11 protein-coding genes are annotated in these 13197 nt (G+C 40.7%); 10 read left to right on the top strand and 1 reads right to left on the bottom strand.

Translation table 11 applies throughout. The annotated features are described in order from the left end of the window. The 5 genes from EGS71_RS11160 to EGS71_RS11140 are packed head-to-tail and all read left to right on the top strand — an operon-like array spanning position 1 to position 5248. Complete coding sequence (locus EGS71_RS11160) at positions 1 to 1500, top strand: UDP-N-acetylmuramoyl-L-alanyl-D-glutamate--2,6-diaminopimelate ligase (protein WP_000218544.1); 1500 nt, start codon at positions 1 to 3, stop codon at positions 1498 to 1500. A gap of 8 nt (positions 1501 to 1508) precedes the next feature. Then, entirely contained in the window at positions 1509 to 2909 is a 1401-nt protein-coding gene (locus tag EGS71_RS11155) for a UDP-N-acetylmuramoyl-tripeptide--D-alanyl-D-alanine ligase (RefSeq protein WP_002011027.1), read from the top strand. Then, entirely contained in the window at positions 2910 to 4028 is a 1119-nt protein-coding gene (mraY, locus tag EGS71_RS11150; RefSeq protein WP_000928089.1) for a phospho-N-acetylmuramoyl-pentapeptide-transferase, read from the top strand. Positions 4029 to 4088: 60 nt separating this feature from the next. Further along, the gene (locus EGS71_RS11145) at positions 4089 to 4421 is read left to right on the top strand and encodes a hypothetical protein (RefSeq protein ID WP_000169597.1); all 333 of its coding nucleotides are present in this window, start codon (positions 4089 to 4091) and stop codon (positions 4419 to 4421) included. Between the two features lie 2 nt (positions 4422 to 4423). Further along, positions 4424 to 5248, top strand: coding sequence for a putative RNA methyltransferase (locus tag EGS71_RS11140; protein WP_001990541.1), 825 nt, complete (start codon positions 4424 to 4426; stop codon positions 5246 to 5248). Between the two features lie 17 nt (positions 5249 to 5265). On the opposite strand, the gene ponA is transcribed toward EGS71_RS11140, so the two are convergent. Further along, positions 5266 to 7821, bottom strand: coding sequence for a penicillin-binding protein PBP1a (ponA, locus tag EGS71_RS11135; RefSeq protein ID WP_000736677.1), 2556 nt, complete (start codon positions 7819 to 7821; stop codon positions 5266 to 5268). 163 nt (positions 7822 to 7984) lie between these two features. Here ponA and EGS71_RS11130 point away from each other — a divergent pair, with 163 nt between their 5' ends. The 5 genes from EGS71_RS11130 (at position 7985) to pilQ (ending at position 13187) form a co-directional block, all read left to right on the top strand. Continuing rightward, the gene (locus EGS71_RS11130) at positions 7985 to 9043 is read left to right on the top strand and encodes a pilus assembly protein PilM (RefSeq protein ID WP_002014066.1); all 1059 of its coding nucleotides are present in this window, start codon (positions 7985 to 7987) and stop codon (positions 9041 to 9043) included. Beyond that, positions 9043 to 9684: a PilN domain-containing protein gene (locus tag EGS71_RS11125; RefSeq protein WP_000201227.1), complete on the top strand. Its 642-nt coding sequence runs from the start codon at positions 9043 to 9045 to the stop codon at positions 9682 to 9684. Before EGS71_RS11130 ends, EGS71_RS11125 begins: the two co-directional genes overlap by 1 nt. Next, the gene (locus tag EGS71_RS11120; RefSeq protein ID WP_000076101.1) at positions 9681 to 10421 is read left to right on the top strand and encodes a type 4a pilus biogenesis protein PilO; all 741 of its coding nucleotides are present in this window, start codon (positions 9681 to 9683) and stop codon (positions 10419 to 10421) included. Before EGS71_RS11125 ends, EGS71_RS11120 begins: the two co-directional genes overlap by 4 nt. Before the next feature lie 10 nt (positions 10422 to 10431). Then, entirely contained in the window at positions 10432 to 10959 is a 528-nt protein-coding gene (locus tag EGS71_RS11115; RefSeq protein WP_000695065.1) for a pilus assembly protein PilP, read from the top strand. A 62-nt stretch (positions 10960 to 11021) separates the two neighbouring features. After that, positions 11022 to 13187, top strand: coding sequence for a type IV pilus secretin PilQ family protein (pilQ, locus tag EGS71_RS11110; protein WP_001017033.1), 2166 nt, complete (start codon positions 11022 to 11024; stop codon positions 13185 to 13187). Positions 13188 to 13197: the final 10 nt, after the last annotated feature.

The following is a 13197-nucleotide window of genomic DNA, read 5'->3' as shown; positions in this document are numbered from 1 at the left end:
ATGACTGTTTCTTTTCAAGAAATTCATCCAATCGAAATTGATGCTCAATGGCCTCGACAGCCATTTCACGGCTTTAGTTTAGATAGTCGTAAAGTTGAAACGGGCCAAATTTTTATTGCTTTGACAAGTTATAGCCAGCCTGAAAAAACGCGTACATTTGCTGAAGCGGCTTTAGCAAATGGAGCGTTGGCTGTCATTAGCGAAACCGAATTAGGTGTAGCAAATGAATGGGTATGCCCTGATGTGCGTCAGCGCATGGGAGAGTGGCAAAAACGTTATTTGCAACAGGCTGATGGAGTAAAACCTCTACGGATTATTGCTGTAACAGGCACAAATGGTAAAACAACAATTTCTCGTTTAATTGCTGAGTTAATTAGTTCACAACAGCAGCGCTGTGCAGTGATGGGGACAACAGGGAATGGTATTTTACCTAACTTAACGCCTTCTACGCATACTACTCTCGACGCTCTACAGTTACAAAATGCACTACATGATTATGCTAAACAGGGAGCAACTTTTGCTTCTTTAGAAGCAAGTTCACATGGTCTTGAACAGGGTCGATTAAATGGTTGCGATATTGAAATTGCTGTTTATAGCAACTTAAGTCGTGACCATCTGGATTATCATGGCACTTTAGAAGCTTATGCAGAAGCGAAGGCGCGTTTATTTCAGTTTAATTCGTTAAAAGTCGCTGTTATTAATTTAGATGATGCACAAGCTGACTTGATGATTAATTCTGCCCAAAATAATCCAGCACAACCTAAAATTTTGACTTACTCACTAACTCAAAATACAGCTGATTATTACATTACCGATTTAAGCTATAGCTTGGCGGGTGCAACTTTTAATTTAGTAAGTCAGCAAGGTTCATTTGCGGTAGAAAGCCCATTATTAGGTCATTTCAATGTTGAAAATTTAATTGCCGCACTCATCGCTGCTGAGCAAGCTGGTTTCGATTTACAGGCATTGGTTAATTTTGTTCCTAAACTAATTGGTGCGCCAGGCCGAATGCAAGTTATTCGTGATGATGAGCGATTATTTGTAGTGGATTATGCGCATACACCAGATGCATTGATTCAAGTGCTTAAAACATTAAAGCGTCATGTTTCGAATCAGCTTTGGGCGGTGTTTGGATGTGGTGGTGACCGTGACCGTGGTAAGCGTCCACTCATGACTCAAGCAGCTTTGGATGGCGCAAATCCTGTTATTCTGACTTCAGATAATCCAAGAACAGAAGACCCTGAACAAATTTTTGCTGACATGAAGCAAGGAATCGATTTTTCAGGGCATCGTATGCATGAAATTCATGACCGCCGTGAAGCAATTAAATTTGTTGCAGAGCAAGCTCAAGCTGGTGACATTGTAGTGATTGCTGGTAAAGGGCATGAAAATTATCAAGAAATTAATGGTGTGCGTCACTGGTTTGATGATGTGGTTGAAGTGCGTTCCGCGATTGATGCCCAACATCATACGGTAGATGCTGCTTACCCTGCACAATAGGAAAAATTATGCATACTTCAACCACCAGTACCGTGCCTTTGGAACCGTGGACAGCTCAACAATTACAACAGGCGACACAGGGTTACTGGCATAAAGACCAGATCCCTCAAACTGAAATTAAACGTATTTTGACTGACTCGCGTCATTCAGAAAGTGGGGATGCCTTTTTAGCACTAAAAGGTGAACGTTTCGACGCGCATAATTTTGTCGGGCAAGTGGCTGCAAATGGTTGCCAAGTTGCTATTGTCGAGCGGCCTATAGATGCAGAAATTGCTCAGCTTGTAGTTGCCGATACCCGTTTGGCTTTAGGGCAACTTGGTGCGTATCGCCGTGAACAAAATGCTCAATTGAAAGTAATTGCTTTAACGGGCAGTAGTGGTAAAACCACCACCAAAGAAATGCTAGGAAGTATTTTGTCTCGTTTAGCACCTACATTGATTACCCGAGGCAATTTAAATAATGACCTTGGTGTGCCGATGATGTTGCTTGAGCTTCGAAAGGAGCATCAGTATGCGGTGATGGAACTTGGTGCAAATCATCAAGGTGAAATTGATTACACATCAAAAATTGTTCAACCGCATGTTGCTGGCATTTTAAATATTGGAACTGCTCATTTGGGTGAGTTCGGCGGGCGTGATGGCATTTGCCGCGCTAAATCAGAAATCTATCGTCATATTTTACCTCAGGGCGTTGCTATTGTGCCGCAACAAGATGACTTTACCGCTGAGATTCGTGAAGCAGCCAAAAGCCATCAAATCATGAGCTTTGGTGCTGGTGGTGATGTCTTTGCTACAGAGATTGAATTGTTGCCACAATCTGCCAATTTCCAGTTACATACGCCTCAAGGTTCAAGTTTAGTAAGACTGCCGTTTGCGGGTGAGCACAATGTGCAAAACGCAACTGCAGCAGTAGCATTTGCTTTGGCGTTAGGTGTTAGCTTGGAAGATATCGTAAAAGGTCTAGAGCAAGCACAAGGTGCAAAAGGTCGTTTGAATTTTATTCAAAAAGCGCCTCATTTATTTATTGATGATACTTATAACGCCAATCCAACATCTATGCGTGCTGCGGCACAAGTATTACTTCAGCAAAATGGCATTAAAGTCATGGTGATGGGGGATATTGGGGAGTTAGGTGATAGCAGTTGGCAAGAACATCACGATTTAGGTCGCGATCTTGCTGAGCTTCCTTTAGACCATATTGTTGCAGTGGGGCAGTTTGCCTCAGCAGCTCTCGAAGGCGCAGGTCTTCATTCTACTAAATTGAAAGCATTTCAGACTCAAGCTGAGGCGCTTCCATTTTTAATCAATCTAATCCAAACACATCAACCCCAGTCCATGAGTTTCCTGTTTAAAGGTTCTCGCTTTACTCATATGGAAACGTTGATGGCTGATTTGATGGAGAAACTTTAAATGCTGTTATGGTTGTTTGAACAACTTGCGGGCTATCACAGTTCGTTTCAGGTTGTTCGTTATTTAACATTACGTTCTTTACTCAGTGTATTAACGTCACTGACCATTGGTTTGGTTCTCGGACCAATCATGATTCGTAAATTACAAGCGTTAAAATACGGTCAGGCAGTAAGTTCGTTTGCTCCTGAAAATCATGCTAAGAAAATGGGTACACCGACGATGGGTGGGATTTTAATTCTGCTCTCAATTGGTATTAGTACTTTATTGTGGGCTGATTTATCTAACCCTTATGTTTGGATTGTACTTGGTGTAATGGTTGTGTTCGGCGCGGTTGGCTGGGCAGATGACTGGATTAAAATTCGCTATAAAGATAATGCAGGTCTACCTGCCCGTAAGAAGTTTTTCTGGACTTCTGTCGCATCGCTGGGTGCTGGTATTGCGTTATATTTAATTGCTACCCAACAATCTAATGCAGAATACACAGCAAATATGCTGGATTTATTGATTCCTTTCTTTAAGAATCTTTCAATTCCGCTTTCTATTGTTCCTTTAGGTTTAGCATTTATTGTATTTACCTATTTAGTAATTAATGGTGCCTCTAATGCGGTTAACCTAACTGATGGTCTAGATGGTTTAGCCATTATGCCAGTGGTTATGGTAGCGACGGGCTTAGGCGTATTTGCTTATTTATCTGGTGATATTCGTTTTGCCAACTATTTGCATATTCCTTATGTGAAATATACCTCTGAACTTGTGGTGATCTGTTCTGCCATGATTGGTGCAGGTTTGGCATTTCTTTGGTATAACGCACATCCGGCGCAAGTCTTTATGGGTGATGTGGGCGCTTTAGCTCTAGGTGCAATGCTTGGAACCATTGCCGTTATGGTTCGCCAAGAAATCGTATTCGCAATTATGGGCGGTGTTTTCGTTATGGAGGCGGTATCGGTATTCCTGCAAATCGGCTCATTACGAATGCGGAATAAACGCGTATTTTTGATGGCGCCTTTGCACCATCACTATGAAAAACAAGGCTGGAAAGAAACCCAAGTAGTCATCCGTTTCTGGATTATTACGATTATGCTGGTTGTTTTAGGCCTAATGACCTTAAAATTGCGCTAGAACTTATTTTGGTGTCAATATAAAGCCAGTTTCTACTGGCTTTTTTTATTGGAGAGGTAAATGACAAAAGTTGCTGGTCTAGACCAATTATCTGTAATTAATCAAAAAGTAGTTGGAGAGGGCGAAGTCTTACCTCAAGTTGTGCTTAAAGATGGAAGTCAGGTGCAAACGGGAACTGTCGCGACGATGCTGCATAATATTGAACTCTATAATGCGGGGCAAAGAGGGCAAATTGAAGAAGAGTTGAAGATCGCAATTCCAACTTTAATTAAAGTGGGCTTATTTGATTTGTTTGAAGTAGATGAATGGATTAAGGGAACAAATGCAGGCCGTACATTTGTTGGAATACACGCTAAGGCTTATTTACAACAAAAAGAACAAGAGAATAATTAAACGTGACTACGCAAAATTTAATGTGCCCTGTGTGTCGTCAACGACTTGAGCTGGTAAGCAAAACATGGCGATGTGAACAGGGTCATAGCTATGACATTGCAAAGCAAGGTTATGTGAACTTACATGTTGTACAACACAAACATAGTAAAAATCCGGGAGATACTCCTGAGTCTGTAGATGCGCGCCGTGCTTTTTTACAAGGTGGCTATTATCAACCTTTACAGCAAGCAGTAGTTCATTTGCTGAAACAGCTTAAAGCTAAAACGGTACTTGATATTGGCTGTGGTGAGGGCTATTACACCAGTGCAATGCAACAGGTCGTTGAACAGTGTATAGGTGTAGATATTGCAAAAAATGCAGTACAACGCGCAGCAAAGTTAAATGACAAAGTGACATGGGTGGTTGGTACAGGAGCAACTTTACCGGTCATCGATCAAAGCATGGATGTGTGTACGAGTCTTTTTAGCCCGATTCCCCAAACGGAAATTCTGCGTGTTTTAAAAGATGATGGTTATTTAATTGTTGTGACCCCGGCAACCGATCATTTGTATGCGATGCGTGAGGCGTTGTTTGAACAGGTTAATCCTCACACACCACAGAAATTTGTTGAACAACTACAAGATTTATTTGAGTTGAAAGAACAGCAAGTTATTGATGCTCCTTTAGTACTTGACCAGCAGGCTTTAAAAAATCTTATTGCTATGACTCCCTATGCTTATAAGGCATCTCCAGAACGTCGTATGCAACTAGAACAGAAAGCACACTTACAAGTGACCGCATCTTTTCAAATTTATCTTTTTCAAAAGCGTAATAAAAAAGCCATCTAACGATGGCTTTTTTATTTTTACTCAATTTGATTAATCAAGTTTTCTAATTCATCTTTTTCACGCTTCGGCGCTGCCCCTTGCGAAGGTTTCATCGCTGGAGGTGTTGTCTTGGAAGGAATCACAATTTCCTCACCAGGTAAGTCATCGAAGTCATTATTGGTGGTTTTAGGTTGCGGTGGTGCAGGACGATAGAGTGGACGTGCTAATGGAGGGGCAGCACGATATGTTTTCTTATCGCCTACTTCAGTTGTGACTTCTTGCTTATCGCGAGAAATAGGTGCCTGAGCATCTTTTTCTAAACGAACCCAAGCAGCTGGTGTACCTTGCAATGCTTGACCCATAAAGTTAATCCAGATTGGTAATGCAGCAATACCACCATACTCACGGCGACCAAGTGTAGTCGGCTGGTCAAAACCAACCCATGTTACAGTTACTAACTTGCCATTAAAACCTGCAAACCATGCATCTTTTGCATCGTTAGTCGTACCTGTTTTACCTCCTAAATCACTACGGCCAATCTTGAGTGCAGCACGACCTGTACCATGCTCAATTACGTCACGTAAGATATTTGCCATGTCATAAGCAGAGCTTGATTTTAAAATGCGCTGAGCTTGACGATATTGACTGTTATTTTTGTCCGTCTGTTTAAGATTAAGTTGTTTGGTTGTCTTTTCTTTCTGCTCTAGCTCTTTATTTGTAACTTCAACAACTTGATCGTCTGGAGTAGTTACCTGTGCATCGTCAGTTGTCTCAGGAGCGTTAATACATGGAATACATGCATATTCTGGTTTGGCTTCGTAAATGACTTTACCGTATGCATCTTCAATACGCTGAATAAAATGCGGTTGAACACGGTAACCACCGTTTGCGAATGTTGCATAACCAGTTGCCATTTGAATTGGTAATACTTGAGGCGTACCTAAAGCAATGGTGTAGTTACGTGGAATTTGATCCTCTTGTAAACCAAAATCCATGAATAATTGGCGAGTACGTTCAATTCCTACAGTTTGTAAGAGTCTTACTGAAACCGTATTACGAGACAAATACAAAGCACGGCGTAACGGGATCATGCCTAGGTAGCGACCATCAGAGTTCTTCGGTGTCCACTTGCCAATCGTAATAGGGCTATCATTCACCATACTATAAGGTGTCATGCCACGTTCTAATGCTAAAGCATAGAGGAATGGTTTGATGGTAGAACCTGGCTGACGCCAGCCTTGTAAAGCACGGTTAAATTTTGATTGATAGAAATTATAACCACCTACAATTGCTTCAATTGAGCCATCGTTTGGGTTAATTGCAATGAGCTGACCTTGAACTTTTGGTACTTGAACTAGTGACCACGCAGTTTTAGCTTCATTTGGGCGTAAACGAACAATATCTTTAACTTTAACAATTTGAGATGCACGAGAAGGCGCTGCACCTACGCTATTTGCATTGCGATAGGGACGGGCCCATGACATGCCGGACCATTGCACGGTTACTGTTGAGCCATCTTGCATTAATGCTTCAAAAGAGCTGCTATTTACCTTGGTGACTTGCGCTGGATAAGTGTTGGCATATGCTCTAAATTCGCTTAATGGCTTATCATGTGCTTCTGCACCACGCCAGCCATGACGACGGTCATAAGCTTCAAGACCGTCCTGCACAGCTTTTTCCGCAATCGCTTGGCGTTTCGCATTAATTGTTGTGTAGACTTTATAACCAGAATCAATTGCTTGTTCACCAAAATGTTTTACAAGCTCTGAGCGGACCATTTCACCTGCGTAGGGGTGAATATTATTTAAGTCACGGTTGGGCATATTCAAATTGATTGGCTCTGCAACGGCCTTTTGATATTCCGCTTGAGAAATATAACCAAGTTGAAGCATTCGGCCTAAGATCCAGTTGCGACGTTCAAGTGCACGCTCAGGGTTAACAACGGGATTATATTTAGAGGGTGCTTTAGGCAAGCCGGCAATCATGGCCATTTGGGCAATGCTGAGCTCATTAATGCTTTTGTTGTAGTAAATCTTTGCTGCCGCTGCGATACCGTAAGCGTTTTTACCTAAGAAAATCTTATTCACATAGAGGCTTAAGATGTCTTCTTTAGATAAGTTTTGCTCAATTTTTCGAGCCAAAAAGATTTCTGTTAGTTTGCGTTTTAATGTTCTTTCTGGACTTAAATAATAGTTCTTTGCGACCTGCATCGTGATGGTTGAACCACCAGTTTGTACATCAGAACCAGTCACACTTTCACTCAAAGCACGACCTAAACCTTTAAAACTAATGCCGCTATGTTCAAAGAAAGAAGAATCTTCTGCTGCTAGGAATGCATGAATAAAATTAGGAGGAATTTGTTTGTATTCAACCGGAATAGAAAGTTTACCACCGTATTCAGCAATGAGTTGATTGTCGGCTGTATAGACTTGCAATGGTTTTAAAAGCGGTGCTTTTTTTAGTGAACTCATTTCCGGAAGCGTTGGGGCAATATAGAGATACATGCCATAGAATCCCATCGGAAGTGAGACTAAGATAATAATAATGATCAAAAAAATTGGACGCACGAAGCCCAAACTGGATAGCTTTTTCATGATAAGTAAGCTTTAATAAGATCGAATACAAACTAATTGTGGTCAGTATAGCCTTTAGACATGCGGATTGTTAGATGAGATATTGTATCCGTGTAAAAATAAAGACCGAGATTATTGGTTTGTAATTTTTTTTTTGGGGATAAAAAAATAATAGGACAATAGTGTGCTCAGGTTATATCGTAAACCTAATAAGGGGTTAATGGGTGTCGATATTAGTTCGACTTCTGTTAAGTTGTTAGAGCTCTCTGTCAAGAACGGTAAATATTGGGTAGAAAGCTATGCTTTGATGCCTTTACCCGAAAACAGTGTAGTTGAAAAAAATATCTTAAATCCAGAAGCAGTTGCAGAGGCTTTGGAACGGGCGATGAATTTAGCAAATCCCCAAACCACTCATGCTGCAATTGCTGTTCCGACATCGACGGTTATTCATAAAACTATCGAAATGGATGCAGATATGAGCGATGACGAACGCGAAGTTCAGATTCGTGTAGATGCGGAGCAGTATATACCGTTCCCTTTAGATGAGGTGAGCCTTGATTTTGAGGTTTTGCCCGATCGTCTTGCGAATCCAAATCGTGTAAATGTGCTCTTGGTCGCCACAAGAACAGAAAACGTTGAAACCCGCGTTGAAGTGCTTGAATTGGCAGATTTAAATCCTAAATTGGCTGATGTCGAAAGTTACGCGGTTGAACGCGCTTTTAGCGTGTTTGCTGATAGCTTACCGATGGGTGCAAATACCATAGGGATTTTAGATATCGGTCATACCATGACGACATTATCTGTCATGCAAAATGGCAAGATTATTTATACACGAGAGCAGGTTTTTGGCGGAAAACAACTTACGCTTGAAATTCAAAGTCGTTATGGTTTGTCTTTAGAAGAAGCAAGCCGAGCGAAAAAAGATCGCTCTTTACCCGATGATTATGAAATTGAAGTGCTAGACCCATTTCTAGATGCGGTAGTTCAGCAGGCGGCCCGCTCATTACAATTTTTCTTTTCTTCATCCCAATTTAACGAAATAGATCATATTTTGCTCGCTGGTGGAAATGCGAATATTCCAGGCCTTGCCAAGCTTTTGCAGCAAAAATTAGGTTACCGTGTCACGATTGCCAACCCGTTTTTACAAATGGGCTTTTCTCCTCAAGTCGACGTTCAAAAAATTGAAAATGATGCTTCATCTTTAATGGTGGCATGTGGCTTGGCTTTAAGGAGTTTTGATTAATGGCAACAATTAATTTACTGCCTTGGCGCGAAGAGCTGAGGGAGCAACGAAAAAAACAATTTATAACGTTATGTTTTGGGGTGGTTGTTTTGGGGATTACAACCGTATTTGGGGGATGGTTTTATTTTGACCATAAATTAGATGATCAAGAGCAAGCGAATCAGCTCATTATGAGCACAAATCAGAACCTTGATCAGCAATTAAAAACATTAAACGGCTTACAGGAACAGCGTGATGCCATTATTGAACGCATGAAGTTGATTCAAGGTTTGCAGAGTCAACGTCCAGTAGTGGTAAGACTTGTTGATGAGTTAGTTCGAGTCACACCATCAGCTATGTATTTAACGAAATTTAGCCGAACCGGAGATAAGTTTACGATTGAAGGTAAAGCTGAAAGTCCAAATACAGTAGCCGAACTACTCCGTAATCTTGAAGCATCTCCTTGGTATCGTAATGCTTTTATGAACTCTTTCTTGGCTAATGAAGAGAAAAAAGATAAGGCTGCAAGTTCTCTTCTTCCTAGGGTGGAAGACCACTATGGTAGTTTTGTTGTGACTGTCGATTTGGGGGAAATGGGCGTGACCACAACGGATGATTCTGCTAAGCCATCTACAGGTGAAAGTGTGGGGGCTGCTAAATGAGTCAAGACGAACTTCAAGAATTGTCATTAGAACAATTATCTGCAAAGAAAAAGAAATTTAATCTCGATAAATTCCTTCAGCAATTTAATACGCTGGATATGAACAACTACGGTAGTTGGCCAATATCTGTAAAAATTACGTGTTGGATTTTTATTTTCTTTGCTGTGTTAGCTTTGGGGTATTTCATTGTTATTCAACCGAAATTACAAGCTATTGATAATGCTCAAGCTCAGGAAAGCAATTTATTAAACGAATTTCGTGAAAAAGACTCGAAATTACGTAACCTGCAACAGTATCAGGTACAGCTTCAAGAGATGCAGGCAAATTTCAACCAGCAACTAGAGCAGTTACCAAAAGAAACTGAGATTCCGAGTTTAGTTGAAGATATCAACTTAACAGGAGTGAACTCTGGATTGAAATTTAAAAATATTCGCTTGGAAGATGAAGTAAAGCAGGAAATTTTTATTGAGCAACCAATTGCCATAGAAGCGACCGGGGACTATCACGCATTTGGAGCTTTTGTAAGTAGTATCGCTGCTTTGCCTCGTATTGTAACCATGCACGATTTTACTGTTGATGTATCGCCAGCTAAAGATAACAAGTCTGATATTCCTGTGCTGAACTATTCCATTAAAGCAAAAACATACCGATACGTAGGGGCAACAGATACATCGGAGCAAACAGGCAAAGCTCCAGCAGCATCTGCTTCAACGAACACTACTGTTCAGCCGAAATAGGAGAGTTATGATGAAAATTAAGCAAATTACTCTTTATGTTTTGGCGTGTGCTGTGCTTGTCGGTTGTGATTCAAGAATTGATGCAGTAAATCAGGAAATGGCCAATATTCGTAATCAGCCGCCACTCCCTATTGAACCAGCACCGATTTTTACTCCTGTACCACAATTTAATTACGCTGCTCATCAATTAAAAAGCCCATTTATGCCAAGTTCTCTAGCTGCCGAGCTCAAGATTATGGCGGGGAAACGGGTTTATCCGAATTTCTCACGTGCGCCGCAACCACTCGAAAGTTATGCACTTGAAGCTTTAAATATGAAAGGGAGCATGCGTAATAATCGAGGGCAGATATTGGCCCTGATCCAGACACCGGATCAGCAGATTGAACGGGTACAAGTGGGTAACTATATGGGCATGAATCAGGGCCGTATTACCCATATTAGTCCAACCCAGATTGATCTGGTTGAAATCGTACCAGATGGTCGAGAAGGCTATGTCGAAAGACCAAGAACCTTGGTTTTGATTGGGCCTGCACCCTAAAATTTAGGGAATAACAACGAAAAAATATTTTTAAAGATTATTTAATTGGGGATGGTCAGACAATGAATCACGTATTCCGTCAGTTTTCTATGGGGGCTGTAGCTATTGCGATTATGCAGGCTGCATCTGCACAGGTCAGCATGACCAACATTGTACCAATGCAAATTGCAGGTCAGGGCACAGAAATTAGAGTCATGTTTAATGGCTTGCCACCACAACCACAAGCTTACCAACTTGAAAATCCTTCACGTTTAATCCTTGATTTTGATAAGGCACAGCAAGGTTTAAAACAGTCTAAAATTAGTGTTGCAACTAATGAGGCAAGTTCTGTAGATGTTACTTCAGATGACCAGCGTTCACGTTTAACTGTAAACCTAAAAGATGCTGGAGCATTTACAACACGAGTCGAAGGCAATACTTTCATTTTAAAAATTAATTCTGCTCAAACAAGTAATAAGCCGCTACCTGTGGTCTCAGCACAACCACAGGGAGTTTCAAATATTGGCTTTCAGCGTGGTAGTCAGGGAGAAGGCCTGGTTGTTGTAGATCTTTTAGGAAGTAATACGCCTGTAGATGTTCAGCAGCAGGGCAGTAAAGTCGTTATAAGAACAATAGGTACAAAAATCCCGACACATTTAGCACGTCGCTTAAATGTAAATGATTTTGCAACCCCGGTTTCAAGTATTGATGCTTATAATGATAAAGGGGTTGGTGTAATAACTATCCAGTCTTCTGGTAGCTATGAATATATGGCCTATCAGGCAGAGAATAAGCTCACGATCAGTTTGAAACGTCCCCAAGATAAAAATGTTACCTCTTTATATAAAACGCCGAATTATTCAGGAAATAAACTTTCATTAGACTTCCAAGATATTGAAGTACGTCGTGTGTTGCAATTACTTGCTGATTTTACAGGTATCAATATGGTAGCTGCCGATAGTGTACAAGGTAATATCACACTACGTTTAAAAGATGTACCTTGGGATCAGGCGCTTGATATTATTTTAAAAACTAAAAATCTTGATAAACGCCGTAACGGCAATGTGATTTGGATTGCTCCAGTTGCAGAATTGATTAAGGCGGAAGAAGAAGAAGCGAAAGCTGTTGCACAAAGTGTCAAACTTGCACCCTTACAGACTGAGTATATTCAACTGAAGTATGCTAAAGCTGGCGATATTATGGGTCTCATTACACAAGGCTCAAATAATAGTAATGGCTTACAGCATACTTCTGGTGGAGGGACTTCAACTTCAACCAATTTAAATACTGGAGTTGATAGTCTAGGCAATAATGTGGGTAGTTTGCTTAGCCCGCGTGGCACTATTACTCAAGATGACCGAACCAATACTCTTATTATTAATGATACTGCTCAGTCAATTGATCAAATTCGGAAAATGATTGACCTACTTGATGTGCAAGTTAAACAGGTTATGGTTGAAGCACGTATTGTGAGAGCCTCTACATCCTTTACCAAAGAACTTGGTGTGAAGTGGGGCATTCTGTCGCAAGGTATTACCAATAACAACAATTTGCTGGTTGGCGGTAGTGAAACAACTTTATGGAATTTACGCGAACCTAAAAAAGATGAAACTACAGGTGGGTATAAATATACGATTGAGCGCCCAGATAACTTAAATGTGGATTTAGGAGTTTCTAATCCTGCAGGAAGTATTGCTTTTGGCTTGATTAGTATGTCTGACTTTATGCTAGATCTTGAATTGTCTGCTTTACAGGCGGATGGTTATGGTGAGGTTATTTCTACCCCTAAAGTCATGACTGCCGATAAACAAACAGCAAAAGTTGCAACTGGTCAACAAGTTCCATATCAATCTACAACTAACTCTGCAGCAGGTTCAACTGCTACAACATCTTTTAAAGATGCTTTGCTGAGTTTAAATGTGACACCAAGTATTACACCTGATGGCAAGATTCAAATGAAATTGGATATTTCTAAGGATTCTGTAGCGGGTGCGGCTCCAAATGGAGAGTTGATTTTAAATAAAAATAATATCAACACCAATGTATTGGTAGATAATGGCGAAACTGTCATTTTGGGTGGTGTTTTTGAGCAAACAACTATGAATTCACAAACCAAAGTTCCTTTCTTTGGTGATATTCCTGTTGTTGGGCGTTTATTTAGAAAAGATGTAAAGTCTGATGATAAACAAGAGTTGCTGATTTTCGTTACACCACGAATTGTTAATGACACTTTAGCGAGAAATCATTAATATATTTTTT

It is taken from the genome of Acinetobacter sp. FDAARGOS_559 (genome assembly GCF_003940475.1).
Taxonomy (GTDB): Bacteria; Pseudomonadota; Gammaproteobacteria; order Pseudomonadales; family Moraxellaceae; genus Acinetobacter; species Acinetobacter baumannii.
The sequence above is the reverse complement of the archived record's forward strand: the minus strand, read 5'-3'. Positions and strand labels throughout refer to the sequence as shown.

Excerpts from the sequence above, each read along its gene's own strand:
- EGS71_RS11160 (WP_000218544.1), top strand. The coding sequence starts at position 1 with ATGACTGTTTCTTTTCAAGAAATTCATCCAATCGAAATTGATGCTCAA.
- EGS71_RS11155 (WP_002011027.1), top strand. The coding sequence starts at position 1,509 with ATGCATACTTCAACCACCAGTACCGTGCCTTTGGAACCGTGGACAGCT.
- mraY (WP_000928089.1), top strand. The coding sequence starts at position 2,910 with ATGCTGTTATGGTTGTTTGAACAACTTGCGGGCTATCACAGTTCGTTT.
- EGS71_RS11145 (WP_000169597.1), top strand. The coding sequence starts at position 4,089 with ATGACAAAAGTTGCTGGTCTAGACCAATTATCTGTAATTAATCAAAAA.
- ponA (WP_000736677.1), bottom strand. The coding sequence starts at position 7,821 with ATGAAAAAGCTATCCAGTTTGGGCTTCGTGCGTCCAATTTTTTTGATC.
- EGS71_RS11125 (WP_000201227.1), top strand. The coding sequence starts at position 9,043 with ATGGCAACAATTAATTTACTGCCTTGGCGCGAAGAGCTGAGGGAGCAA.
- EGS71_RS11120 (WP_000076101.1), top strand. The coding sequence starts at position 9,681 with ATGAGTCAAGACGAACTTCAAGAATTGTCATTAGAACAATTATCTGCA.
- EGS71_RS11115 (WP_000695065.1), top strand. The coding sequence starts at position 10,432 with ATGAAAATTAAGCAAATTACTCTTTATGTTTTGGCGTGTGCTGTGCTT.
- pilQ (WP_001017033.1), top strand. The coding sequence starts at position 11,022 with ATGAATCACGTATTCCGTCAGTTTTCTATGGGGGCTGTAGCTATTGCG.